The organism is Acetobacter thailandicus (assembly GCF_011516655.1).
Classification (GTDB): domain Bacteria; phylum Pseudomonadota; class Alphaproteobacteria; order Acetobacterales; family Acetobacteraceae; genus Acetobacter; species Acetobacter thailandicus.
Genome location: NZ_WOSV01000010.1, coordinates 1 through 25,702 on the forward strand (window position 1 = coordinate 1; position 25,702 = coordinate 25,702).

23 protein-coding genes are annotated in these 25,702 nt (G+C 50.6%); 8 read left to right on the forward strand and 15 right to left on the reverse strand.

Annotated elements, in window-relative coordinates; translation table 11 throughout:
* The first annotated feature begins 246 nt into the window (after positions 1-246).
* Positions 247-3,438 carry a Hint domain-containing protein gene (locus GOB58_RS11145; protein WP_173560232.1) on the forward strand — a complete coding sequence of 1,064 codons (3,192 nt, stop codon included), beginning with the start codon at positions 247-249 and terminating at the stop codon, positions 3,436-3,438.
* Positions 3,439-3,529: 91 nt separating this feature from the next.
* Here the strand turns inward: GOB58_RS11145 and GOB58_RS11150 are convergent, their stop codons facing one another.
* Positions 3,530-4,060 carry an HdeD family acid-resistance protein gene (locus tag GOB58_RS11150; protein ID WP_173560233.1) on the reverse strand — a complete coding sequence of 177 codons (531 nt, stop codon included), beginning with the start codon at positions 4,058-4,060 and terminating at the stop codon, positions 3,530-3,532.
* Between the two features lie 342 nt (positions 4,061-4,402).
* Here GOB58_RS11150 and rpsD point away from each other — a divergent pair, with 342 nt between their 5' ends.
* Positions 4,403-5,020, forward strand: a complete 618-nt coding sequence (gene rpsD / locus GOB58_RS11155; protein WP_086554087.1) for a 30S ribosomal protein S4 — start codon at positions 4,403-4,405, stop codon at positions 5,018-5,020.
* 98 nt (positions 5,021-5,118) lie between these two features.
* Positions 5,119-6,669 carry a peptide chain release factor 3 gene (locus GOB58_RS11160; RefSeq protein WP_242005322.1) on the forward strand — a complete coding sequence of 517 codons (1,551 nt, stop codon included), beginning with the start codon at positions 5,119-5,121 and terminating at the stop codon, positions 6,667-6,669.
* Between the two features lie 221 nt (positions 6,670-6,890).
* Here GOB58_RS11160 and GOB58_RS11165 read toward each other — a convergent pair whose 3' ends face one another.
* The 5 genes from GOB58_RS11165 to GOB58_RS11185 all read right to left on the reverse strand — a co-directional run bounded on the left by GOB58_RS11165 (position 6,891) and on the right by GOB58_RS11185 (position 13,833).
* Positions 6,891-7,610: an NUDIX hydrolase gene (locus tag GOB58_RS11165; protein WP_173560234.1), complete on the reverse strand. Its 720-nt coding sequence runs from the start codon at positions 7,608-7,610 to the stop codon at positions 6,891-6,893.
* A 72-nt stretch (positions 7,611-7,682) separates the two neighbouring features.
* Positions 7,683-8,714 carry an isocitrate/isopropylmalate dehydrogenase family protein gene (locus GOB58_RS11170; protein WP_173560235.1) on the reverse strand — a complete coding sequence of 344 codons (1,032 nt, stop codon included), beginning with the start codon at positions 8,712-8,714 and terminating at the stop codon, positions 7,683-7,685.
* A 99-nt stretch (positions 8,715-8,813) separates the two neighbouring features.
* Complete coding sequence (locus GOB58_RS11175; protein ID WP_173560236.1) at positions 8,814-10,592, reverse strand: aminopeptidase P family protein; 1,779 nt, start codon at positions 10,590-10,592, stop codon at positions 8,814-8,816.
* 86 nt (positions 10,593-10,678) lie between these two features.
* A complete protein-coding gene (locus GOB58_RS11180) occupies positions 10,679-11,599 on the reverse strand; it encodes a 50S ribosomal protein L11 methyltransferase (protein ID WP_173560237.1) in 921 nt (306 codons plus the stop codon).
* Positions 11,599-13,833 (reverse strand): ATP-dependent helicase, encoded by a 2,235-nt coding sequence (locus tag GOB58_RS11185; RefSeq protein ID WP_173560238.1) that lies wholly within the window; start codon positions 13,831-13,833, stop codon positions 11,599-11,601. Before GOB58_RS11185 ends, GOB58_RS11180 begins: the two co-directional genes overlap by 1 nt.
* Positions 13,834-13,945: 112 nt before the next feature.
* On the opposite strand from GOB58_RS11185, the gene GOB58_RS11190 reads away from it, so the two are divergent.
* Both GOB58_RS11190 and GOB58_RS11195 read left to right on the forward strand, forming a co-directional pair.
* Positions 13,946-14,707: a JAB domain-containing protein gene (locus GOB58_RS11190; protein ID WP_173560239.1), complete on the forward strand. Its 762-nt coding sequence runs from the start codon at positions 13,946-13,948 to the stop codon at positions 14,705-14,707.
* Positions 14,707-15,438: a JAB domain-containing protein gene (locus GOB58_RS11195; RefSeq protein ID WP_173560240.1), complete on the forward strand. Its 732-nt coding sequence runs from the start codon at positions 14,707-14,709 to the stop codon at positions 15,436-15,438. The genes GOB58_RS11190 and GOB58_RS11195 overlap by 1 nt, the downstream gene beginning before the upstream one ends.
* A gap of 8 nt (positions 15,439-15,446) precedes the next feature.
* Here the strand turns inward: GOB58_RS11195 and GOB58_RS11200 are convergent, their stop codons facing one another.
* From GOB58_RS11200 to GOB58_RS11210, 3 genes are read right to left on the reverse strand one after another with little or no spacing between them, the layout of a single operon-like run.
* A complete protein-coding gene (locus GOB58_RS11200; protein WP_173560241.1) occupies positions 15,447-16,616 on the reverse strand; it encodes a 5-(carboxyamino)imidazole ribonucleotide synthase in 1,170 nt (389 codons plus the stop codon).
* The gene (gene purE / locus GOB58_RS11205) at positions 16,613-17,149 is read right to left on the reverse strand and encodes a 5-(carboxyamino)imidazole ribonucleotide mutase (RefSeq protein ID WP_265793017.1); all 537 of its coding nucleotides are present in this window, start codon (positions 17,147-17,149) and stop codon (positions 16,613-16,615) included. Before purE ends, GOB58_RS11200 begins: the two co-directional genes overlap by 4 nt.
* A gap of 38 nt (positions 17,150-17,187) precedes the next feature.
* Entirely contained in the window at positions 17,188-17,394 is a 207-nt protein-coding gene (locus GOB58_RS11210; protein ID WP_086554097.1) for a YdcH family protein, read from the reverse strand.
* Positions 17,395-17,630: 236 nt separating this feature from the next.
* Here GOB58_RS11210 and GOB58_RS11215 point away from each other — a divergent pair, with 236 nt between their 5' ends.
* On the forward strand, positions 17,631-17,795 hold the full coding sequence (locus GOB58_RS11215) for a DUF465 domain-containing protein (RefSeq protein ID WP_086554098.1): 165 nt from the start codon (positions 17,631-17,633) through the stop codon (positions 17,793-17,795).
* A gap of 67 nt (positions 17,796-17,862) precedes the next feature.
* Here GOB58_RS11215 and GOB58_RS11220 read toward each other — a convergent pair whose 3' ends face one another.
* The 3 genes from GOB58_RS11220 to rpmE form a co-directional block, all read right to left on the reverse strand.
* Positions 17,863-18,483: a DUF1013 domain-containing protein gene (locus GOB58_RS11220; protein WP_086554099.1), complete on the reverse strand. Its 621-nt coding sequence runs from the start codon at positions 18,481-18,483 to the stop codon at positions 17,863-17,865.
* A gap of 212 nt (positions 18,484-18,695) precedes the next feature.
* A complete protein-coding gene (locus tag GOB58_RS11225; RefSeq protein ID WP_086554100.1) occupies positions 18,696-19,178 on the reverse strand; it encodes an Hsp20 family protein in 483 nt (160 codons plus the stop codon).
* 188 nt (positions 19,179-19,366) lie between these two features.
* Entirely contained in the window at positions 19,367-19,594 is a 228-nt protein-coding gene (gene rpmE / locus GOB58_RS11230; RefSeq protein WP_086554101.1) for a 50S ribosomal protein L31, read from the reverse strand.
* Between the two features lie 281 nt (positions 19,595-19,875).
* Between rpmE and mscL the strand changes: the two genes are divergently transcribed.
* Complete coding sequence (mscL, locus tag GOB58_RS11235) at positions 19,876-20,337, forward strand: large-conductance mechanosensitive channel protein MscL (protein WP_086554102.1); 462 nt, start codon at positions 19,876-19,878, stop codon at positions 20,335-20,337.
* Between the two features lie 82 nt (positions 20,338-20,419).
* Positions 20,420-20,761 carry a hypothetical protein gene (locus GOB58_RS11240; protein ID WP_086554103.1) on the forward strand — a complete coding sequence of 114 codons (342 nt, stop codon included), beginning with the start codon at positions 20,420-20,422 and terminating at the stop codon, positions 20,759-20,761.
* Between the two features lie 291 nt (positions 20,762-21,052).
* On the opposite strand, the gene GOB58_RS11245 is transcribed toward GOB58_RS11240, so the two are convergent.
* The 3 genes from GOB58_RS11245 to secD form a co-directional block, all read right to left on the reverse strand.
* Positions 21,053-22,615 (reverse strand): hypothetical protein, encoded by a 1,563-nt coding sequence (locus GOB58_RS11245; RefSeq protein ID WP_233127784.1) that lies wholly within the window; start codon positions 22,613-22,615, stop codon positions 21,053-21,055.
* 347 nt (positions 22,616-22,962) lie between these two features.
* Positions 22,963-23,892, reverse strand: coding sequence for a protein translocase subunit SecF (secF, locus tag GOB58_RS11250; protein ID WP_086554105.1), 930 nt, complete (start codon positions 23,890-23,892; stop codon positions 22,963-22,965).
* Positions 23,893-23,907: 15 nt separating this feature from the next.
* Complete coding sequence (gene secD, locus GOB58_RS11255; protein ID WP_173560242.1) at positions 23,908-25,473, reverse strand: protein translocase subunit SecD; 1,566 nt, start codon at positions 25,471-25,473, stop codon at positions 23,908-23,910.
* Positions 25,474-25,702 lie beyond the last annotated feature (229 nt).

Here is a 25,702-nt window from a genome sequence, read left to right on the forward strand (position 1 = left end):
ATCTGACTCTCAGATAGTAAAAATACGTCACTCACAGGCTCATCCTCCATCGGTAAGCCTGTGAATCACAATCTCTCGCTCAGTTCAATAAATTAATAGGTCCTGAGCCTAAGTGGCACATGGAGCGCGACCGTCACTGCCGATGGTCAGACAGAATATGTCAGCGGAAGTACAGTTGTTAGTGGCGCCGTTGCGCTTGCTAACGGTGTCACTTTAACCGTTGGTAGTGGTGCAGTTGTTTCTGGTTTGAGTACCTCAGCCAGTACTGTCATTGTCAAGAGCGGGGGAACTCTGAAAGATACCAGTCTGGTCAACGGGACGCTTTATGCTAGTTCCGGGGCGATAAGTGATGAGAATAGCCTGAATTCAGTGGCAGCTTATTTTTTATCTGGTTCTGTGTCTGAAAATGATAGTTTTTACACAACATCAGGAAACAGTTTAAAATACGTTTACGTTTCTTCGGGGGCAGCACTTTATTCACCAGTTATTTCTTCTGGTGGTTTCGTTTACCTTAGTTCTGGTGGGTTCATATCCGGAGGCTCATTATCGACGAGTGGTGTTTTAAGTGCTTCTGCGGGCTCAGTTGTTACTAATTTCGGTGAAATTGCCGGAGGGAGTGCAACATTTAGTGGCTCATACGGTAATAATCTTTCTGCGCCGGTAACATACGGTCAAATTCTGACTGGCAGCTGGACCGCAGCGGAGAGTTCTGCAGGTATAGTGACTTACACCAGTGGGACAACGACGGTATCAGGTGCTGTTTCGCTTGCAGGCGGCGCAACTCTGAATATCCAGGCCGGAACTGTTGTTTCGGGACTGGGTACTGTTTCGGGCGGGATCGCAACGGTCAATGTTGCCAGTGGTGCTACCCTGCTGGATTCTTATATTCAGAATGGATACGTGAATGTTGCCTCGGGCGGCACGACCAGCGGTAATAAAATAGACTCTACGGTTCTTACTCTCTCTGCTGGCGCTTCTTCGGTTGAAGATATCATTTACTATGATAAGAATTATGGCGCTGACATGACCTATGTCAGTTCAGGTGCTTTTTTAATTAATCCGGTTCTGTCTTCTGGTGGTACGGCCTCAGTGCTCGCTGGTGGTGTTGTTTCTGGCGGTGAAATTTATGCTAGTGGCGGGTTGATCTCTGCTACAGGTGCTTCTGTCAGTGGTCTGAATTATGTGGCTGATGGTTTTACAAATAGCGCTAATTATAATGCGGCTTCAGTTGTTCCAACATCTGCACTTGAGTTTTCATATTCATCAACGTCTCTTACAGGCACCTGGAGCGCTGTGCTGAATAACGATAATCAGACAGTGTATCAGAGTGGCAGTACCATCGTGTCAGGCGCTGTAAGTCTTGCCGGTGGCGCGACCCTGAACATCCAGAGCGGGGCTGTTGTTTCGGGTCTTTACGCATCGGGTGGGGCGGGCGTTATTCACATTGCCTCTGGCGGTGAGCTTATTTCTTCATATTTAGGCTACACAAATATTTATGTGAGTTCAGGAGGTACTACAAGCGCTAACCAGTATAATGCGGATGCTATTTATATTTCCGCCGGGGGATCATCTCTGGGTGATACCTACTATGCAAAAGATGCTTATAGCCAGAACACAGCTATTGTAAGCAGCGGAGGATATGTTTCAGGCGCTGATGTTTTGCCCGGTGGTAATATTATAGTTTATAATGGTGGCACTTATGCCGGAGGGTATGTCGTTACCGGCACGATCGTTGCGCCCGAAAGAACAATACCGGGCGGCGTAGTTACCTCTAATACCGGGGCAACAGTATCTGATGTGACCGTTGTTGGTGAAGATGTCACTAATATGCTGTCGGGTAATACGATAGGTTCAGGGGCTTCACCAGTTCTTACATTTTCATATTCAGCGACATCTCTTACTGGTATCTGGAGTGCCGTGTTGAATAGCGATAAGCAAACAGTTTACCAGAGTAATACAACGGTGGTGTCAGGTCCCGTTTATCTGACAAATGGCCTTACATTACATATTGAAAGCGGCGCTGTCGTATCCGGGGTAAACACTCAGTCCGGTGGCATTGATAATATTTATGTTTCTTCCGGCGGCACTCTTGCTGATTCTTACATTCAGAATGGCTATGTTTATATCAGCTCGGGTGGTGTAACCAGCGCGAACCAGTTTAACTCGGACCCTGTTTATGTGAGTTCTGGTGCGACCTCTGTTGATGATATTTATTATAATTCTGCCTATGGTGTTGACCCTGTTTATGTGAGCTCCGGCGGCACCTTGTCTAATGCTTATGTTCTTACAGGTGGCAATGTTTTAGCATCATCCGGTTCCGTTGTGCAGGACATCGTTTCTTACGGTGGGTCAGTCAGCAGCGTGGATGGAACTATCACGAATGACTCTGGTAATCCCTGCTTCCTGGCAGGTGCAAACTTCCAGACCCCGGAGGGTGACGTTGTTGTAGAAAACCTTCGGGAGGGTGATGTTGTTGCAACCTATAACCCTGATAATGGTGCGTTTGAATACAGTAAAGTTACATGGGTAGGTAAAGGCAGGCGTCATGCAAGCGTCCACCTGGAGGATGATTTATCAGGTTATCCCGTACGCATTTTGCGCGATGCACTGGCAGACGGCGTACCTTCAGCCGACTTGCTGATCACCTCAGAGCACTCTTTGTTTTTCAATGGCGGCTTTGTGCCAGTGCGAATGCTGGTGAATGGTTATTCAGTATTTTACGATAAAAATATCTCTGAGTATGAGTATTATCACGTAGAAACTGAAAAACATTCTGTGCTGATTGCCAGTAATGTCCTGTCTGAAAGCTATCTCGACACAGGTAACCGTAAAGGCTTTGTGCAGACTGGCCAGGTGGTTCGTCTGGGAGCGGTGAAGCATGACTGGGAAACTGATGCCGTTGCGCCTTTAACAGTCTCGCGTGATGTGGTGGAGCCTGTGTATCGCTCGATAGAAGAGCGTGCTGTTCAGCTTGGTCTGGTTAAGCACAGGGAAGAACCTGAGCATGTTGTGGATCATGGTTTGTACCTCTTAACTCAGAATGGAGGGGTGATCCGTCAGGTCCGTAATATAGATGGAAAAGCCCTGTTTATGCTGCCGGCTGGTGTGGAGAGTGTGGTGCTGATGTCACGGGCGTCTCGTCCCTGTGATGTTATTGGCCCGTTTGTCGATGATCGCCGTCAGCTTGGTGTGCTGGTGGGTGAGATCGTTCTGACTGAAGGGAATGACCTGCGCCATATTACCACGCATGCAGAGAAGTTTGATATGTCTGGCTGGCATGGGCTTGAGGGTGGCCCGGCACGCTGGACAAATGGGGCTGCCAGTCTGCCTCTTAGCCGCAGAGCACCATCTGACATTGCGTCTCTGAGTGTGCAGATCTGTCAGGCAGGTCCGTATCTGGCAGAAAATAAGAAAAGGAAGGCCGTACAGGTTGCCTGATTAGTCTTCTGCAATTGTCTTAAGTAGTTTTTATGGAAAAAGACCTCTCATATTTAATGAGAGGTCTTTTTTTATTCTGACTATTTTTAAATCAGGATGCTTGACTTCTGCGCAGTGCCAGGCCCAGCTGCAGCCAGCTCATGCCGCTAATTATCAGCTCAACAGCAACAAATGTGCCGATCAGCCACAACCCTGACCATGGCAGGGTGAAATACAGGCAAAAACCGACAACCAGACTGATGAGGCCACTAAATAAAATAATGCCCCAGCCATGTAGTGCGCGGTGCTTCACCGCCATAATGCAGCGCGTTATACCTGCGACGATAAAACAGGCTGAGGCGAAAAGCGTGATCATTGTCGCGCCGGCAACGGGCTCCTGGATGATAAAAACTCCGGCGAGAATATAAAGAAGCCCTGCGATGAGTGAGAAGAAGAATCCCCCCCAGTCTTTAACTGCAAATGCGTGAAAAAGCTGTGCTGCTCCACCAACGATCAGTACGAATCCAATGAAAATTGTGCTGGCCAGTGTGACAAATACAGTGTCGATACAGGCAGAAAAGCCAAGTAAAATAAGGGAGATGCCTAAGCCGACAAATAGTCCCCATTTTTTGGTAACGGGCATACAAAGAGCTCCTTTGATTATAGCCGACAGCCTGTGTTTATAAGCTGGTTGCAAATATCACGTGGGCAGCCTGACTTACTTCTCTTTATATATCACCGAATATTTGTGTTAAGTATGCAAAGATAAGTTGACAGAAGAGGCACCTTTACGTAATGGCAACTCTCATTGTCGGGAATGTGGACAGGTCGGCTGCCGCGAACGGATTTATGCTCCCGTTTGCCAGTGATACGAGTTGTGCCCGCTCTGATCCGTGGGGGACAGAGACTACCGGTGTAATCGTCAGAGAAAGAAAACTGTGTTCAGTTTTTGTTTTCTGGCAGAAATGGAAGTGAAGAGCGCCAGATGTCTAAGCGCCTTGAGAGCAAGTACAAAATTAACCGCCGCCTGGGTGTAAACCTCTGGGGCCGTGCAAAATCTCCGGTTAACCGCCGTGAGTATGGCCCAGGTCAGCACGGGCAGCGTCGTAAAAGCAAACCATCTGACTTCTCAGTACAGCTGATGGCTAAGCAGAAGCTGAAAGGTTACTACGGTAACATCAGCGAAAAACAGTTCCGTCGTTACTACCAGGAAGCTGTTCGTCGTAAAGGTGATACATCAGAAAACCTGATCAACCTGCTCGAGCGTCGTCTGGATGCGGTAATTTACCGTATGAAATTTGCGATCACACCGTTCGCAGCACGTCAGTTCATCAACCATGGCCACATCACGGTTAATGGTCGTAAAATGAACATCCCGTCTTACCTTGTTAAAGATGGTGACGTTATCGAACTGCGTGAAAAATCAAAACAGCTTGCTATCGTTCTTGACGCGACGCAGACCAATGAGCGTGACGTTCCTGAATATATGGAAGCTGATCACCGCCAGATGAAGGGCACCTTCCTGCGTGGTCCTAAATTCTCTGACGTACCTTATCCGGTACAGATGGAACCAAACCTGGTCGTCGAATTCTATTCACGTTAATAGTTTCGTTTTTGATCAGCACAACGCCGGGTGGGGCTTTGCCTCTGCCCGGCGTTTGCCGTTTTACCCTGTTTTCTTTTCCAGCCGGATGAGCTGCCATGCCTGATGATATGCCCGTAACTGAACTGACCACGGAAATCGCGCGTCGTCGTACGTTTGCTATCATTTCCCATCCGGATGCTGGTAAAACAACCCTGACAGAACGTATTCTGCGTGCCGGCGGTGCTATTCAGCTTGCCGGTAATGTGCGTGCCAAGGGCGAACGTCGCAGAACTCGCTCTGACTGGATGAATATCGAACGTGACCGTGGTATTTCAGTTGTCAGTTCGGTTATGACGTTTGAATATGGCGGGTGTATTTTTAATCTGCTTGATACCCCGGGCCATGAAGATTTCTCTGAAGATACATATCGTACTCTGACGGCTGTTGATTCTGCTGTTATGGTTATTGATGCGGCCAAAGGTATTGAGGACCGTACACGCAAACTGTTCGAAATCTGCCGTCTGCGTGATATTCCTATCGTTACCTTTATCAATAAAATGGACCGTGAAGCACAGGACCCATTTGCTTTGCTTGATGAGGTCGGTTCCTCGCTGGCGCTTGACACAGCCCCGGCAACCTGGCCGGTCGGACGTGCTGCGGGCTTTATCGGTACGTATGATTTTTTAACGAAAAAGCTTCATACTCAGGGGGATATTCCTGAAACTGATCCCAGGCGTGTGCAGCTGGCAGAAGAGCTTGAGCTGGCAGAAGCCGCTTTACCTGAGTTCGACCGTGAGGCTTTTGATGCGGGTCATCTGACACCTGTTTTCTTTGGTAGTGCGATGAAAGAAATCGGTGTTCTTGACCTGCTGGATGCTCTGGTGGCGTTTGGTCCGTCTCCGCGCGATCAGAAGGCTGAAAACCGCACGGTCAGTGCTGCTGAACCTGATATGACGGCTCTGGTTTTTAAAATCCAGGCGAATATGGACCCTAATCACCGTGACCGTATTGCCTTTGCCCGTATTTGTTCGGGCAAGCTGGTACGCGGTATGCGGCTGCGCCATGCCCGCACGGGTAAGAGCTTTGCGGTACATACGCCACAGTTCTTTTTTGCACGTGATCGTCAGCTGGCTGAAGAAGCTTTTGCAGGAGATGTGGTCGGTATTCCCAATCATGGTACCCTGCGCATTGGTGATACACTGACTGAGAATGAAGACCTGCAATTTACCGGGGTGCCGCATTTTGCTCCGGAGATTTTGCGTCGTGTCAGGCTTGATGATGCTATGAAAGCTAAAAAGCTGAAACAGGCGCTGATGCAGCTGGCCGAGGAAGGCGTTGTGCAGTTATTCCGCCCCCAGGATGGTGCGCAGCCGATTGTTGGCGTTGTTGGTACCCTGCAGCTTGATGTTTTGCAGGCTCGCCTTAAAGCTGAATATGGTGTGGCCATAGGCTTTGATGCAGTGCCGTTCTCGCTGGCGCGCTGGGTTTCCGGGCCACGTGATAAAATTGAATCCTTTGCTCAGGTGAACCGTAGCGCAATGGCGGATGACCTTGATGATCATCCTGTTTTTCTCGCATCATCCTCTTTCATGATGCGTCGTACGCAGGAGCAAAATCCCGATATCAGCTTCCATGATATCAGGCAGATTGGTCTCGAAGTGAGCTGAAATTCTTTAAAGATTGCCTCTGCTTTCAGAGGTGATCTTGTTTTTCTTCCTGCCAGACAGACAATAAAAAACAGGAAAAGTAACACAGCTGTTTTCTGAAGAGGGCAGATAAAATGTCCCATGCCTCGGCATAGTTTACAGTTGAGGCAAGGTCAGGCCGCTATGCATGCTGTTATACTATCTGGTATTAACAGCGTATTTTACAGAAAAGCTTTGAAATATTATAAAACAGGACGGCAGTTCAGGAGCGCTTTACTGGTTGGCAGAAGGTCGGGCCGTTTTGCCCATTGAGCAATGTGCTGGTCCGTTAACAAAATAAGCTGGTCATATTCTGTGTTGCCACTCTGCTTCCAGCATGTTTCGACCGCGTCGAAAGTCAGGTGGGTGGTCATATAGAGGCAGACATCGAGAATGCGGGTGCCAGGGTGCCTGACGATCAGTCGGGGTGAACTGACTTCGATGCTGTCCGGGGGAAGTCCGAGTTCTTCTTCTGCTTCAGCCAGAAGCTGTTCTTTCAGATTAACGGCGTCAGATGCCTCACGTTTTTCGATACTGCCAGCGGGTGGGCTTTGCCAGAAATTCCCCTGGTAAACGGAGGAGGGGTGTCTGCGCCCTAAAACGTACCCCTGCGGGGTGCGCAGCAGGCCGGTCACGGCAAGAGGGTTAAGCTTTAGCTTGCTGAAAAGAGAGGGATTTTTCATCTGTGCCAGCACCAGGCGATATTCTGTCCAGTGTCCGGTAATACAGGTGCGGCTGACATGGTCTGCAGAAAAAACACAGCCGTTAAATAACTCAGGCCGTGCTTCACAGGCTTTCGCCCATATATGGCTGGCTTCAGTCTGGATTTCTGGCGACAGTGTTCCAGGCGGTTGCGTTACTTTGATTTCACAGGCTGGGAAAAGTGGCAGAACAGGCCACAGCCCGGGGAATAATGTGCTCATTGTTCTGTCACTCTTCCGGCCTGTGTCTGTTTGTAAGAAGAGGAGGAAAATCCTCCTCTTCGTAATATCAGATCAGGAAAGCTGCTGTTTCAGAGCTGCAGTCAGATCTTTTGTGGTTGCGTTGCCACCCAGGTCTTTGGTGCGAATACCGCCCTCTGTGATGGTTTTTTTGATGCCATGGTTAATGCGGTCAGCCAGGTCCTGACGGCCAACGTGCTGCAGCATCATAACCGCTGCCATAAGCAGGGCCAGCGGGTTGGCAAGGCCTTTACCGGCGATGTCAGGAGCTGAGCCATGAACAGCTTCAAACACAGCAGCTTTTTCGCCAATATTTGCACCGGGTGCCATACCCAGGCCGCCAACAAGACCCGATGCTAGGTCGGAGAGGATGTCACCAAACAGGTTCGTTGTTACGATAACATCAAATTGCCATGGGTTAGTGACAAGCTGCATTGCACAGGCATCAACAATACGGTCGTTGAATTCAACGCGGCCTTTATATTCTTCTGCAACTTTGCGGCCTTCTTCAAGGAAGATACCGGTCAGCAGTTTAAGAATGTTAGCTTTATGAACCAGCGTTACCGTTTTACGGTTGTTGGCAACAGCATAGTCGAACGCAAATTTAACAATACGACGACACTCAGCACGTGAGTTGTAGCCGGTGCTCAGAGCGATTCCTTTTGGGTCATCACCGACAGGAACATAATGTTCCATAGCAGCGTAGTAGCCCTCAAGGTTTTCACGGAACATAACGAAGTCAATATCTTCGTAACGGCCACCAGGAATGATGGTTTTGGTCGGGCGCATATTAGCGAACAGACCAAACTCCTGGCGCATTGTGACGTTAATTGACTTGAAGCCACCACCAACAGGTGTTGTCAGCGGGCCTTTGAGAGCCAGAGACGTACGGCGGATACTTTCAATGGTCTGTTTGGGCAGTGGGTCGTTGACCGCATCTACTCCTGCCATGCCGGCGAGTTGTTTGTCCCATACGAACGGGGCACCGACAGTATCCAGAATCTCGACGACTGAGTCCATAATTTCCGGACCAATACCGTCACCTGGAATAAGGGTTGCAGGAATAGTCTTGCTGTCTTTAGTCATACTCGAAGCTCCTTACGTTGCCCGCTCTTTTTGCGCCTGTTTACCGGTCGATGCGATTCCCATTTGCGTGACTATACCATTTTGTCGAGGCAGCTATACTCAGACGAGGGGAGCGCAGGCCTTCTCAAGCCATAAACGGGCTTCACCCTGCAGGCGGGGGCCAATCAGCCTGAGCACGCGGGCGTGGTAGGCATTGAGCCGTTCAGTGTCCTCTGCTCCCAGTGTTTTCAGGTCTGTCAGTGTGCGGTCAAATGGTACAAGTGTGAGTGTTTCAAACGACAGGAAGGGTTTCACGTTGTCGTTAGCCATGAAGGGCTGAGCCAGAATCAGCGTTTCAAGGCGTATGCCAAACGCACCGGTTTTATAATAACCAGGCTCGTTGGAGAGAATCATCCCTTCCTGAACAGCAATCGAGCCGGGCACTTTAGAGATGCGTACAGGCCCTTCATGCACAGAAAGAAAGCTGCCAACACCATGGCCGGTGCCATGGTCGTAATCAAGTCCGGCCTGCCACAGGTCAAAACGGGCCAGCGTATCAAGCGCGTGACCGGCTGTACCGGCCGGAAAGCACACACGCCCCAGGCGGAGGTTCCCTTTAAGTACTCTGGTAAATGTTTCTTTAAGCTGCTGTGGCGGGGTGTCAGGGCCGATCCACACCGTGCGGGTGACGTCGGTTGTACCTTCGGGGTATTGCCCGCCGCTATCAATCAGATACACCTCATTTGCGTGCAGAGGGCGGTTGCTTTCTTTGGTGACGCGGTAATGAATGACAGCCCCGTTAGGCCCTGCACCAGAAATCGCATTAAAGGATTCCTCACAATACCCTTCCTCCTCAGCACGAAAAGAGTCGAGCTTTATTGCGGCTTCAAGTTCTGATGTGGTGTGTGCATGTTCATCCAGCCAGTGAAGGAAACGGCACAGAGCGGCACCATCTTTAAGGTGCGCTTCGCGCGCGCCTGCCTGTTCGGTGGCATTTTTCAGAGCTTTGGGAAGCAGGCATGGGTCAGAATTTTCTTTAATAACAGTATGATAATGCGTTAGTGTCTCTGCAAACCATACAGCGCTGGTTGCCGGGTCAACACTGACTGTTTTTCCTTTAAGGGTAGCCAGCACCTGCTCCATCTGCTCAGGAGCATGAATACGAACGTCATCACCCAGCCAGGTCTTAACATCTTCTGGCAGTTTGCTGCGCTCAATAAACAGGTCAACGCTTGCATCTTTATGCAGCAGGGCAAAGGCCAGGATCACAGGTGTGCACGGAATATCACGCCCGCGAATATTCAGCAGCCAGGCGACAGAGGCAGAATCGCTGAGCACAACTGCATCAGCTCCGGTTGCGGTAAGTTTTTGAGCCAGTCTCGTGCGTTTGCTGAGAGAGGCCTCGCCAGCATAAACAAGTGGATGAACGGCAGCAGGACCAGCGGGGAAAGCTGGCCGGTCAGTCCATAAACGGTCGATCAGGTTGCCGCTGGTGGCAATAAATTCGAGATGTGAGCAGGCGGCTTTAATAGCGCTGAGTTCAGAGTGGCTGATAGTGCGGGCATCATAGCCGATACGCTGCCCGGCTGAGGTATTCTGTGCCAGCCAGAGTGAGGGGGGTGTTTCGTAAATATGGTTACACTGCCAGCTGGCCTGATCAACCTGCTGATCCATTTGCGTAATATAACGTCCGTCAGAAAAGACAGAGGCTGCTGAGTTCAGGGCAATCGCCAGGCCGGCACTGCCGGTAAAGCCTGTTGCCCATGCCAGACGTTCTGCGCAGGCGGGAATGTATTCTCCCAGAAACTCATCACTGTGCGGAATGATAAGTCCGTCAAGCTGCTCCTGTTTAAGAAGGGTACGGAGGGCGGCAAGACGGCTGGCAGACGTGGAAGGCATAAAAGAGACCTCATAGTGAAAACAACAGATCAGAAAACAGGCAAGCTCCCATACTCAGGGGAGTATGAGAGCAGGTTATCAGATAATCATGATTTATGTGCGGGCAGGGCGAACGGCTTGCGCAGTACCAGAGTGGCCCAGTCACCTTCTGCAAAGGTTTTTTCTAAAACCAGCCCCTGACGGCGGTGAGCGCTTAGTACCATAGGAATCTGGGTGCGTAGCAGGCCTGCAAGAATGGCAGTGCCGCCAGGTGCCAGGTTGATCGCCATGTCTTTGGCCATCAGGCAAAGAGGGCGTGCCAGAATATTGGCAAAGACAAGGTCATAAGGTGCCTGATGGCGAATTTCAGGGGTGCGCCAGCCATTGCCCAGCCGGCATGTCAGGGCATGTGCCAGCCTGTTGCGTGCGGCGTTGGACGCTGAAACCCGAACAGACCAGGGCTCGATATCTACAGCGAGAACTTTACGGTGCAGCAGGGCCGCTGCAGCCATGGCCAGAATGCCCGAACCACACCCCAGATCGAGGATGCGGCGCGGTTTGCGGTAAGCCATCCATTCAAGGGCACGCAGGCAGCCACGGGTTGAGCCATGTTCGCCCGAGCCGAAGGCCACACCGGCATCAAGTGTCAGCACGATACGGGTTTTATCAGGGGTGTCAGGCAGGTGTGTGCCACGAATAACGAAACGTTGCCCGACCTGTTGTTCGGGGAAAGATTCATAGGTGCGGGCAAGCCAGCCTTCAGCCTCAGTCGCTTCGCGGTGCAGAGGGGCGTCAACAGAGCTTATCAGACTGGCCAGGGCCAGAGCCGCAGCAAGTTCATCATCGCGATGCCCTGCATCTTTAACACCCTCAACACGCCATAGAGTGCCCTCAGGGTTAGCTTCAAACAGGCCAACTGTGGTGCATACGGTGCCTATGGCGTTTTCGTAGGCCTCGACAGCACTCTCCGGAATGGTGACCGAGACCGTTTCAAGAGCCGTAGCGTGTCTGCGGGAGGGAGCGGTCATCAGATTTTCTTTACAAAAGAGGAAAGGAGACGCTTTGTCTGGCCATTTTCAAAAACAATTTCAAGATGGGTGTGCTCTACATTCAGCACGATGCCATTGCCAAAGCGGGGGTGGGTGACCTGTTCACCAGGCTGGAAAGAAGGACCTCCGGAGGGGGCGGAGAAGGAACCCTGTCTGTGGCCATTATTCATAATACCCTGACTGAAAAGCGATTCATCACGCAGGCTTTTCTGGCGTGGTATACCGTCATTTTTGCGGGTAACGTGCTCTTCAGGCAGTTCATCAAGAAAGCGGCTGGGCATGGATGGCTGCCAGCCTGTATAGGTGCGGCGCCGACCGGCATGGTAAATCAGGGCATGCAGGCGTGCGCGGGTAATGCCCACATAGGCAAGGCGGCGTTCTTCTTCCAGGCCTTTCTGTCCACCGTCATCCAGAGTGCGCTGCGAGGGGAAAACCCCTTCCTCCCATCCTGGCAGGAAGACAATATCAAATTCCAGGCCTTTAGCACCGTGCAGTGTCATAAGAGAGAGTTTGGCTTCACTGGCGGTTTTGTCATCGTGCTCCATAACCAGAGCAATATGCTCAAGAAACTCCCCTAACGTGCCAAAATCTGTCAGAGCACGCACCAGCTCCTTCAGATTCTCCAGCCTCCCTGGTGCTTCGGGTGAGCGGTCATTACGCCACATATCGAGGTAGCCACTGGCCTCAAGCAGATACTCGGCGGCTTGTACGTGCCCTTCGCGCTGAAGGAGGCTTTGCGTGCTGAGTAGTGCGCTGACAAAGCTGTTAAGGTGTTCTGCAATTTTTCCTTTCAGCTCTCCGCGGCTTAACATCATCTCCGTGCCGGCAAATAAAGGGACCTGTTCGCTGCGTGAGGCTGTATGAAGTTTTTGCAGGCTTGCCGGGCCAATGCCACGTTTTGGTACGTTGATAATACGTTCAAATGCCAGGTTATCTGCCGGGTTATGTAACAGGCGCAGGTAAGCCAGAGCATCACGAATTTCAGCCCGTTCATAAAAACGGGTGCCGCCGATAATACGATAGGGCAGCCCTGTCTGCATCAGTCGTTCTTCAAAGGCGCGTGTCTGAAAGCCTGCCCGTACCAGAATGGCCATTTCGGCCAGCGAATGGCCTTGTCTGTGCAGGGAATTAGCCTCTGTGCAGATAGCCAGAGCCTCGATCTCAGAGTCTTCCACTCCGGTCACAACAACCTTTGCCGCAGGCTGGTTGTCATCGCGACCTGTGCGCAGTGTTTTGCCCAGGCGCTCTGTATTATGGGCAATAAGCCCTGCGGCTGCTCCGAGAATATGCCGGGTGGAGCGGTAGTTGCGCTCAAGACGTACAACCTGAGCTCCGGGGAAGTCCTGCTCAAAGCGGAGAATATTGGCTATTTCTGCACCGCGCCACGAATATATTGACTGGTCGTCGTCGCCTACACAGCAAATGTTAGAGACTTCACCCTGTCTGCGTGCCAGCAGGCGCAGCCAGAGGTACTGAACCGTGTTTGTATCCTGATACTCGTCGACGAGTATATAGCGAAACAGGCGCTGATAATGTGCCAGTATCTCAGGGTGAGTGCGCAGCATTTCTGTGACATGCAGCATCAGGTCGCCAAAATCACAGGCATCAAGTTCGCGCAGGCGGGTCTGATAAGCGGCATAAATGGCCCGGGCATGTCCGGCTGCAAAATCGCAGTCCTCTGCATCCGTCACAGCGGAGGGCGTCAGGCCACGATCTTTCCAGCGCTGTATAACTCCCATCAGACCAGGGGCCGGCCAGCGTTTGGTGTCAATGTGCCATGGCTCCATCACCTGTCTGAGAAGGCGGAGCTGATCGTCTGTATCGAGAATGGTAAAATTATGTGTCAGGCCAGCGCATTCGGGGTGCTGGCGTAGCATACGGGTGCACAATGCATGGAATGTGCCCAGCCAGAGTCGTTCTGTTTCGGTACCTAAAATGGCATTAACGCGCTCGCGCATTTCGCGGGAGGCTTTGTTTGTAAAGGTGACCGCCAGAATCTGCCACGGCTTAGCTCGCCCGGTCAGCAGAATATGTGCGAAGCGTGTTGTCAGTACACGTGTTTTTCCGGTCCCGGCACCAGCAAGAACAAGAAGCGGGCCATCAGTTGTTTCAATGGCATTGCGCTGTTCTGTATTGAGGTGTGATAAATAATCTTTATTTTCTTCTGTATTTTCAGAAGAATAAGGGGGAGGAGAATACTCTGAAATTGTCATTTCTCCTGTTCTATATTAATAATCACTCTAAAGAGTAGTGGGTGGATAAGGTATAAGAGTTTGCTTGTAAGGTCAAAGGCATACATCAAAAAGATATAGAAAGGGAGCTGATTTGAGACAGGTTTTTGCCAGTACGGGGGGGGCTGGTCATCGTCAGCGCATGCGTGAGCGTGTTATGTCTCAGGGTGCTGGCACATTGCAGGATTATGAGGTGCTGGAGATGCTGCTTTTTCCTGGTGTGCCGAGGCGCGATACAAAGCCGCTGGCCAAGACCCTTATCAATGCCTTTGGTTCCTTGTCGGGTGTTTTGTCAGCCTCAGAAAAAGAGCTGCGCAGGCATGGCGCAGGCCCTGCGGCTTTGCGGCTTCTGGCTCTTATTCCAGTCCTGAATGAGCGTTTAAGTTTTTCTGATGGGAGAGCAGAACGCTTTGATATCAGTAACTGGGATGCACTGATAACCTATTGTAATGTTACATTAGCGGGTCTGCCTGGCGGGCAGTTACATGCGCTTTTTCTTGATAGTAAAAATCAGATTCTGGTGGATGACATTATTGAAGAGGGAGGCGCTGCGGGCCTTACTTCTTCTGACCGGAGAGCTGCACTCGGGAGCCATGCAGCGTGCAGTATCGCTGTTGCGCTGCTGAGGCGTGCTCTGGCTTATCATGCGTCTGCATTGATTACGGTGCGACTTGCTTGTGACGATATATCCTCAGGCGTGCAGATGGAGAGGGAGAGGACGCTGATAGAAGAGCTGATGGCGGCGGCTCCGTTGTTATCAGTCGATTTCCATGATCATCTGGTTCAGGAAAAAAACGGCTGGCTGAGTTTTCGGTCGTGGAGGGAGAGTCTGGATTGTGAGAGCCAGGGGCTCTGATGATGGAGAAAAAAATAAAAAACAGGGTAAAAGACAAATTTAGCAGAGAAGGGCATTATCCATTACGACCGGCAGCTGAAAGAGAGGCTGACTATCAGAGTTTTGCAGCTGCTGGTGGAAAGATTGATGATGCTCAGTTACTTCAAGCTTTTTTAAGAGCGATTGCTCCTGATTTACATGATAGCGAAAAGATAGTCGTAAGCCTGATGGCTCGTTTTGGTTCTCTTGTCGCAATACTGAGTGCATCAGCTGAAGAGTTGTCAGAAGAGCTGAAAAAGCACACTTCACTGATCGTTTATTTTCAGCTGATCAGAGAGGCTGTACTGCGATCTCATTTATTTCATCTGAAAAAAGAAGGAATACGACACAATACCAGATGGCTGTATGCTTACCTCCGTGTGATGTTATCACAGGAAGGGAGAGAGCAGGCCCGTGTTTTATTCTTTGATTCGGCGAAATGTTTGCTTGCCGAAAAACTTATGGGACAGGGTACGGTAGATACGGCCCCTATTTATCCCAGAGAGGTCGTGCATGCAGCGGTAAACTGCAAAGCACAGTTTCTGGTGCTGTCGCATAATCACCCGAGTGGAGATCCTTCTCCTTCTTCAGATGACCTTGCGTTAACGCGCCATATTCAGGACGCCGCGCGTCTGATGAATATTACTGTGCTTGACCACATTATTGTCGGTCAGAACAGCTTCTTCAGTTTTTGTGATGAAGGGCTGCTCTGACCATATATTCAGGCTGAGTGTCTGGTAGCCGTTATGTCGGCAAGTGGGCCAAGTGCATCCTGCACACCAAATTCACCTGGCAGGCTGCCATAAGGGAACAGAATGTTGACATGCCCCATTTTACGCCCCGGGCGTGCCTCGGCCTTACCATAAAGATGAGGAAGTAAAGCAGGCGCTGCGATAATCTGAGGCCACAGGGCCATATCATCAGGGCCAACCAGATTTTTCATAACTGCATCAGAATGTCTGCGCGCGGGGGGAAGAGGCATGCCCGTAACAGCCCGAATATGCATATCAAACTGATCGGCCGGGCAGGCATCCATAGTCCAGTGCCCTGAATTGTGAGGGCGTGGTGCAATTTCATTAACCAGCAGATTTGCTTTATGGTCGAGAAACATTTCAACGCCGGTAATGCCTGTAAGATCAAGCTGTTCAGCTATCTGTGCAGCGAGTGCCTGTGCCTTATGTGCGACTTCTGCCGTGACAGGAGCCGGAGCCAGGGTCAGGTCAAGGATACCATTGACGTGGTGGTTCTGAGCCGGGTCAAAACAGCGAATGGTGCCGTCTGTGCCACGTACAACCATCACGCTGAGTTCGCAGGTAAAATTAACCATGCCCTCTGCCACCAGAGGGTGCGGCGATAATGTGCTGAGAGCGTTATCAAAGTCATCAGCACTGTAAATGCGGCACTGACCTTTGCCGTCATATCCCTCACGTGTGGTTTTCAGGATAAATGGAAAGCCAAGGGTCTCAGCAGCATTCTGCAATGAGGGCAGATCAGTAACAGAGCACCACGGGGCGACCGGAATACCAGCGTTAGTCAGGAATGTTTTTTCAGCAATACGATCCTGGCTGATACGTAAAATCTGTCCTGATGGCCTGACAGGGCGATGTTTTGAGAGAAAATCAAGCGCATCTGCGCTGATATTTTCAAATTCAAATGTGACAACATCGACTGACTGAACAAAATTGTTCAGGGCGTCAAAATCGTCATAAGCACCGATTGTAATACCGTGAGAAACCTGAGCTGCAGGGCCGTCTGCCTCCTGTGTCAGAATATGTGTTCTGAAACCCAGTTTTGCGGCAGCCATGGCTGACATACGCCCAAGCTGCCCTCCGCCGATAATGCCGATGATGGAATTAGGCGCAAGAGGGGCGTTTGTGATGTGAGAGGTCATTCGTTTTCGGTCACTGGAGCATTGGCAACAGAGGCAGTTTGCAGAGCACGCCAGGCGTCAAGGCGTGCGGCAAGAGCCGGGTCATGTAAAGCAAGAACAGAAGTTGCAAGCAGGGCGGCATTTTTTGCGCCTGATGCACCGATAGCCAGGGTGCCGACAGGTACACCACCTGGCATCTGCACAATGGAAAGAAGGCTGTCCATACCTTTGAGTGCGCGCGACTCAACCGGAACCCCCAGCACCGGCAGGCGTGTCCAGGCGGCACACATGCCGGGCAGATGCGCTGCACCGCCTGCACCGGCAATAATGACACTCAGGCCGCGGTCTGCGGCGCTTTTGGCATATTCTGCGAGTCGGTCAGGTGTGCGGTGCGCAGAAACGATCAGTGTTTCATGCGGAATTTCAAACTCTGTAAGAAGGAGGTCAGCATGACGCATGGTTTCCCAGTCTGACTGACTGCCCATAATAATGCCAACTTTGGGCTGGGTATTCTGGTCGATGACTGAAGCGGCTAAGGCGGTTTTTTCGTTCACGGTCACAATCTGTCTGTCTCAGGCTATAGGAAATAAGATCAGGCAATATCATCAGGGATAAGCTGATTTTCAAGCCATGTAATTTTATCTCTCAGGAGAAGTTTACGTTTTTTCAGGCGTCCTGTCTGAAGCTGGTCGATAATGCCATCGCTGTGAAGAAGGCGGTTGATGATCGTGTCGAGGTCACGATGTTCGCTGCGTAACTCATGAAGCTGGCTCAGAAGAAAATTGCGGTCATTGAGCATAATACCGTGCCTCAGTCAGGATGAAGAAGGTCTGATTATGATCCGGAATATGAGCAGGGCGCCAGTTTTTTATGTAGTCTGATATCTGAAAAGCAGACCGGAATAACGTGATATCAGTGCAAAAGTTATGAGGTCAGAGCATGCCTAGACGATTAAAAATTAAAAAAAACATATAAAAAAAATTTCTTTTTGCGCTACGCTTCCTAAACCACCTGTTAATAAGTTGGAGGTTGCTAATGACTATTCTGTCCAGAATTGCGAATCTGAAATCGCGTCATTCACGCATCGATCAGCAGATTGAATCGGAGGATGGCCGTCCAAGGCCTGACCAGCGGGTTCTTACGACACTCAAACTTAAAAAACTACGCCTTAAAGAAGAAATAGAGAGACTTTCTTCCTGAAGATTTTTTTATTTACTCCGCCTTAAAAGACGAATCGCTGGCCATTTTGATCTGGCCAGCGATTTTTTTAGTCTTCTTCGCTGTGTGTATGTGTCAGCTCAGCAGGAAAATGCAGCTCTTCAGCACTTGCCGGTAAGGGCTGTGGAATTTCCTGGCCATCGCGTTCAAGGCGCAGCGTGGCTGCCTGCACAGCAGCATTCAGGTCAGCCTGGCGGCACAGACCAATAGTAACCGGGTCACGTGGTTTAATATTGGGTGTGTTCCAGTGCTGCTTGGTACGCACTTTGCTGATGGTGTCTTTAGTGGTGCCCAGTAGTTTAACAATTTCCTGGTCATTGAGCTGCGGAAAGTTACGCAGCAGGAATGCAATGCCGTCCGGGCGGTCATGGCGTTTTGCCACAGGAGTGTAACGAGCGCCTTTTGAACGCCGCTTAACCGGATTATTGGTTGGCAAAATTTTCAGTCTGGCATCAGGATTAGCTTCGCAGCGGGTGATCTCATCCTGTGTGAGCTGGCGGTTGGCAATCGGGTCATACCCGACGATGCCCTGAGCGACTTCGCCATCGGCAATAGCCTGGACCTCAAGAGGGTGCAGGCCGCAAAATTCAGCCACCTGAATAAAGCTCAGGGCTGTCTTTTCAATGAGCCACACAGCGGTGGCTTTTGGCATCAGCGGTAACGTTGTCATCGGTTTATCCTGTCGTCGGGCAGCGGCTTATGCAGGCACCGGTCAGTTTACGACGGTTCGGAGCGTTCCGAAGAGGGTGCGTGCGTGCCAGCGTACTATGCAGGCGTTGATATGGGGGAGGGGAGTGCGTGAGGTCAAGACGCAAATGCATCAATATAAAAAAAGGAGGGGTAAAAACCCCTCCTTTTTTCTAATCTTTAAGGCTGATGCAGCTATGCGGCTACAGTTGCGAGCTGTGTTGCCGCGGCTTCAACCGGCAGGGATTCGGAGGTTGCTGCTCCTGTACTAATGGCAATACGACGCGGCTTGAGTGCCTCAGGCACGACCTGCCGCACAGAAACAGAGAGAAGACCATTGTCCATTCTGGCTTCTATAACCTCAGCATGGTCAGCCAGAGCAAAGCGCCGTTCGAATGCCCGGCGTGCAATGCCCCGGTGTAAAACTTCACCTGTTTTTGGCTGCTCGCCAACACGGCCGGAGACAATCAGCGTGTTATCCTGCACAACGAGCTCAATATCGTCAGGGGAAAACCCGGCGACTGCCATTGTCAGGCTGTAACTGTCGTTTCCTGTTTTAGAAATATCATAGGGAGGATAGCTTGCGGTCGACGTATTGCGCGCTGCTGTATCCATCACCTGTGCCAGCCTGTCAAAACCAATGGCTGAACGAAACAGGGGGGCAAAATCGTAAGACATAAAAAAAACCTCCTCATCTGGCAAGGTCAGACCGTCACTATGCTCCCGTGTGGCAAGCATAATAGGGTCATTACGTTGTTTTATGGCAAAACCCCGTTTGGGCGTTTGTGCCATATACCAGACATGGAAAACCCCGCTCCCTCTTTCAAGGGGCGGGGCTGAAGCAAGTTCTGCCAGAAGGCAAAATTTTATTTCTTGCGAGAACCGATGCCGGCAAAGCGTTTGTTGAACTTTGCAACCTGGCCCCCGGTGTCCATCATACGCTGAACGCCGGTCCAGGCGGGGTGAGATTTTGTGTCAACATCGAGGCGCAGTGTGCTGCCTTCTGAGCCATAGCATGAGCGTGTTTTATACTCGCTGCCATCGGTCATGACGACGTTAATTTCGTGATAGTCAGGGTGAATGCCGGTTTTCATGTTAAAAATCTTTCTGTTCAGGCAAGGTTGTCCCGATGCCGACCGGGATATGCGTGCGTGTGCATATAGCCGCACGTTGCAAAGTGATCAACTGTTCTTATTCAAACTTATCATCAGACAGGTATATTTTATGTAAAACCAGGTCACAGATGAAGCGATAAAGAAAATTTAATCTTAAAAACAGATGTTAATTTAATCTTTTCTTTTCTAGTCTAAGCTGGCCATGCCGTAATTTATTCTTTAACTACGGCAGGTCTCTCATGTGATAACAGGGGTTTTTTATGGCTGAGTCCAAGTTGAAAGTGCATACGCCGGGCTGGGTTTCTGAGTTTCGTGCTTTTATTATGCGCGGAAGTGTTGTCGACCTGGCTGTTGGTGTCATTGTCGGTGCTGCTTTTACCGGTGTTGTAAACAGTCTGGTAAAAGATGTATTTAACCCCGTTATTGGTTTAATTATTGGTGGTATCGACTTTTCAAACGTTTTTATCACCCTTAAGGGCCCGCACGTTACCTCTCTGGCTGAAGCGCAGAAGGTTGGGGCTGTTACCATTAACCTTGGTATGTTCCTGAATGCGATTATTCAGTTTCTGATTACCGCTATGGTCATTTTCTGGGTGATTAAGGCTTTAACTAAAATGCATGTCCGTGAGGATGCAAAACCAGCAGCACCGCCGGCTCCGACCAAAACTGAGATTTTGCTTGAGCAAATTCGCGACGAACTGGCATCTAAACGCGCTGAGTGATAGGTGTTAAGCTTGTCGTGGATCAAAAAAGCCTGTGACAATGTTGTCGTAGCAGGCTTTTTTACCATATTGAGCAAGCTTAATGACTAATTTTAAAAAATATATTTCTACTTATTTTACAAAGCGCATCACAGTGGTGGTGCTTTTATCTGTGACCCTGCTGGGTGGCTGTCAGACACATCCCCGGGGGCTTGACCTGACGCCCACGCCACGCACGCTGGTATACTCTTATATTATTGCCAATGGGATGGCACGCGGACGTATTATGAGAGGCGCGGTCAGCCATGAGCAGCTTATAGCCCTGGCCAAAATTGATCGTCAGGCGTTGCTGAGTATTCTCATCGCGCAGAGATATCCCTCTCACAGGAATTTCCATCTGGCGGAAGATGCCGTCATTGCTTACCTGGCGGCTATTGAGAGTTAAATACCCTCAGCATATTCAGGTTAGTGACCCGTTATTATAGTCAAATCAATGATATTTTCATCTGACCTGAAACGGGTTCTGATAGAAAGAGCCTTGTGGTTTTTATGGTCGCATAGCCTCTTTGAGGCTGTATTTTTATTTGCCCGGGCCATTTCGTCGGTCGTCTCTTCGGGAGCAGCCGCACAATAATACACGGTTGTCTCTTGGTTGTTGTTATCTGATAAAAAAAGCTCTGCCGGCATAAAGCCGGCAGAGCCTGATCGTATTGAAACGCAAAAGAAATGATGTGTTTTACTGGAATGGCATATAGCGCAAAGAAACAAAGGCCATATTGTCGTCTGTATGCGGGCGGCCACCAATGCCAGAGAAACCGGCAACATCTGTGTGAGAGAACTGAGCGCCCAGAGCAAGTGTACCATAGGCTCCCTGGCTGTAACGCCACCAGAAACCAAGGGTGCCCTGAGCGACCCTTTTGATATTTGCATTACATGTCAGCGGGCTGTCCTCTATGTTACAGCCAGCCACATTAAACAGTGAGTTACCATAACCGTAAGCTTTACCGTTCACACTATATGAGCTGCGGCTCAGGATTTGCTCCATACCGCCATAAGCATAAACGTCGATGGTTTTGGTGGGGTGACCAATCAGGCCAACCAGAGCCTGGGCTTCTGGCAGAGGGGCTGGTGAGCCGTTCATGCGGGTTGTGGCATCTGGCAGGTTAGATGTACCATAGCGCCCGATACCGTAGCCGGCGAGGCCTGAAGCTTCGAAGTCAAATTTGTGCTTGATAATCGGGATAATCATACCACCGCCACCGCCACCGGCGACTGCAGTATTGCTTTTGCCGCCACCGACATGGCTAACGCGATCATGCAGGAAGCGCAGAAGACCATAAGCCTCAAAGTGGCCAAAGCTTGGGTCAGCTGTTCCCTTCAGGATAACGTCGGGAGCAACATCGGTAGAGTAGGTTGTGGTTGAGTTGTAAACCTGACCACCGGCGTTGTTGTAAGTGATCTTCTTGCCTTCTGGCGTGTAGACCGTGCCTCCCCAGATAGATTGTGGGTTTTCGATCGAAAGACCAACATGATATTCGTGGTTGTGGAAGCCCTTAACAATGCGCACACCGGTATTTCGGGTCCAGGTAAAGCCAGGAATATACTGTGCGTCGATAACCAGCGGTACTTCTTCGCTACGTACAGCCATGCCTTTTTTAAACATGGTTGCCATAGACCATGACTGGCCGCCCATAACATAGAAGTCGTTGCCGCGGTCTTCATAAACGCCATACATCAGGCGTGAGCGCAGAACGTAACTGTTGCTCTGTCGTGAGTTGGATGAAGAGCCTGCACCCTGGAAGTCAAGCTCGGTATAGCCTGAGACGCTTTTTGTGTCAGAGATATTGGCGCCCACAAGTGCGGAGAAACGGCTCTGACGTTCAGACTGATGATACTCATTAATATGAGCATTGGGGCTTTGTTTCCAGGGGATGGTAGCAAAATTTGAACTGATATCTGAGGTTTCGTTTCTTGAACGGAACATGCCGGCCATTTCAACAAAGCCACCCAGGGTAATAGAGATACGCCCTACGTTAAATTGTCCTTTATGCAGAAAGTTTTTCTCAGAAGATGCTGCTGACTGAGGGACAGGCATACCGGTGATGCTGGCATAGCTGGTTGGAGAATTTTTTCTGTCAGATGGCCCGATTGTCAGGAAAGGACGTTTTGACAGTTCTGCGTTGTCGCTAAATCTGATTGGTCCGTCTATTTTTTCCTGGCCGACACGATGCATGTGTTCAGCGGTGATTTTTTTAAGCCTGAAAATCTCCTGGTCACGTTTGGCCTGGTGAACCTTCATTTGCTGAAGTTGGTTCTGCATATTTCTGATTTGCTGCTCCATCATTTCTATCTGAGATGGTGCTGCATAAGCACTGTGTGCTTCGAGGGTCAGACAGGATATAACCGAGGCAGAGATAAAAAGTTTATGTTTTAACAGCCGCGCGCCCAGCAATGTTGCTACTCCAGATCAGGGAAACTTCCTGCTCTGTTAGGCTATTTGTATCGCGTTGAATGAGAAGGTTTTATGACAATTATTCCGTAGTGGAAACGGAGTGACAGCGCTGTTAATTTATGAAAAATATTTACATAAAAATGGCCACGGCACAGGATTTTTTGTCTTGTACCGTGACCTGAGAGCAACGTTTTTTATGATGGCGTGCTGGCACCACGTCTCAGGCGCTTTTCTCCCATAAACAGGAGAAGAGGGGCTGCAATGAAAATAGAAGAAGATGTGCCAACAACAATGCCAAAAAGCATGGTCCAGGCGAAGCCTGAAAGCGTTGCTCCGCCAAACAGGGCCAGAGGCAGTGTCGCCAGAAAAACAGTTGAGGATGTGCCCAGCGTACGGTTGAGCGTTTCATTAATAGAAAGGTCGAGCAGTTCTCTCAGGGGCATTGTGCGGTATTTGCGCAGGTTTTCACGTACCCGGTCATACACCACAACTTTGTCGTTCGTTGAATACCCCAGAATGGTCAGAATAGCTGCCACCATAACCAGGTCAAATTCAAATCCGGTAACGACCAGGAAACCAACTGTTTTTGTCAGGTCGAGCACAAGGGTAATAACCGCACTCAGCGCAAACTCCCACTCAAAGCGAACCCAGATATAAATCAGAATCATCCCAAGGCTGAGTACCAGAGCCAGAATGCCGTTGCGGAACAGCTCCGCAGAGACAGATGCCCCTACAGCATCAGCTCTGATAACCGTTGCACCGGGCTGGGCTTCATTGATGGCATGGCGAACAGTGTCAACAACAGCTTCAGTTTTCTGGCCTGCTGCTGTGTCGAGCCTGATCAGAACATCTTTGTCACTGCCAAAGGTCTGAATAGAGGCATGCTCAACACCAGAGCTGGCCAGCGCATGGCGCAGCCTGGCAAAGTCAGCATTGTCCGGGGTTTTTGCTTCAACAACAATGCCACCACGAAAGTCGAGCCCCAGGGTCAGACCCGGGTAAAAGAACAGCCCGAGTGATGCCAGTGACAACACGGCAGAGGTAATGAGGCCGGCGAAGCGCCCGCGCATAAAGTTGATATGAGTGTCTTTGCGAACAAAGCGCAGAAGAGGACGTCCGAACATATGATGCGCCTCGTCTCAGACCGGCAGGCTTGCCGGGCGCGTCAGAGCGTACCAGCGAACCATAAGCAGTCGGGAAAGGAAGAGAGTGGTAAACAGGGTGGTGACAATACCAATGGTAATTGTCAGGGCAAAACCTTTGACCGGGCCTGTGCCGAACACAAACAGCATGACGTGTGCCAGCAGGGCTGTCGCATTACTGTCTACGATAGTTGATGTAGCCCGTTCAAACCCGACCTGCATCGCGTTGAGAGGGCTGCGGCCCCGCGCCACCTCTTCACGTATACGCTCATTGATCAGGATATTGGCATCAACCGCCATGCCCAGGGTCAGAAGCATACCGGCCATTCCTGGCAGGGTCAGTGTGGCTTCAAACAGCGAGAGAATAGCCATCATCAGCACCAGGTTGGCCAGCAGAGCAATATTGGCATACCAGCCAAAACGGCCATAAAACAGTGCCATAAATACAATAACCAGGACGAAGCCTGTTGCCAGGCTAAACATACCGGCACGGATAGAGGCAGCACCCAGTGACGGGCCAATGGTACGTTGTTCAACAACGGTCAGTGGGGCGGGCAGAGCGCCGGCATTAAGCATCAGGGCCAGGTTTGTAGCGCTGTCTTTATTAAAGCCACCGGTAATCTGACCATTTCCGCCAGTTATCGGGCCTCTGATAACAGCGGCTTCAACGACCTTATTGTCGAGCACAATTGCAAAGCGTTCGCCAACGTGAGCGCGTGTGATGTCTGAGAAAGCATGAGCCCCGGTTGAGTCGAGTGAGAAAGCAACCGCCCAGCCACCGCTGTCAGAATCAATTGTTGCTGCCGCATTTGTCAGGCTCGTACCGTCGACATCCACGTGGTCGTAGACCGGCAGAGTCGTGCTGTCGTTTGAGTCATACATCGGCAGCAGAGTAACGCCAGGAGGCGGAGCCGAGGCGTGCATCGGGTTGGCATCAACCAGCCTGAAGGTCATTTTGGCTGTTGTGCCAAGCAGGTTTTTAATCCGTTCAGGATCACTGACGCCAGGCAGCTCTACTACAATACGGTCATCACCCTGGCGCGTAATTTCAGGGTCAATCGCGCCCGTTCCGTCGATACGGCGGCGGACAATTTCAATCGACTGGGCAATGGCTGAGCGCGCGCGCGCTTCCATAGCTTCAGGCGAGAGTGTCAGGGCAATGGTGCCGTTCGGCCCGGCCGTTACAGTAAATTCGTGTGGGGCGGCCTGAGGCATTTTACGCAGAACAGCCAGGTCAGCCTCAGTTTCTGAGGGCACACGTGGCGTAAACGTAACTGCGCTTTTGTCCGTGTCGACGGTGATATTGCGGTAGCCAAGCTGGGCCTGAAGCAATGTTGAACGCATGTTGTCGGCCAGTGCCTGTAACCGGTCGTGCGTCAGGCTTTTCAGATCGATCTGCATAAGCAGATAGGAGCCACCGCGAAGGTCCAGTCCGAGATGGACCTGGCGCCAGGGGATGGAGGGGACGGGCTTGCGCAGGCCATTGGGGAGGCAAAGCAGCAGACCTGCCAGGCACACACCTAAAACCAGGGCCATCTTAAGTCGGCTGTAGTACATTCTCACCTGAAATTGTCAGTTTGGGTTGGCGAAACATGCCGCTCTCTGCCAGATGATGCAACACTCGTCAGCCATAAACCCATCGTTTATGATATATTTTATGGTGAACTGTGTCTCGTCTGCCTGTTTTGTGCAGGCAGGGGAAATCTCAGGCTGGTGTGCAAAATGCCGTGCTGTGGTTTTATAAGGTGGTAAAATTAAGCCATAGTAGAATGGCAGATCAGGACAGGGCGCG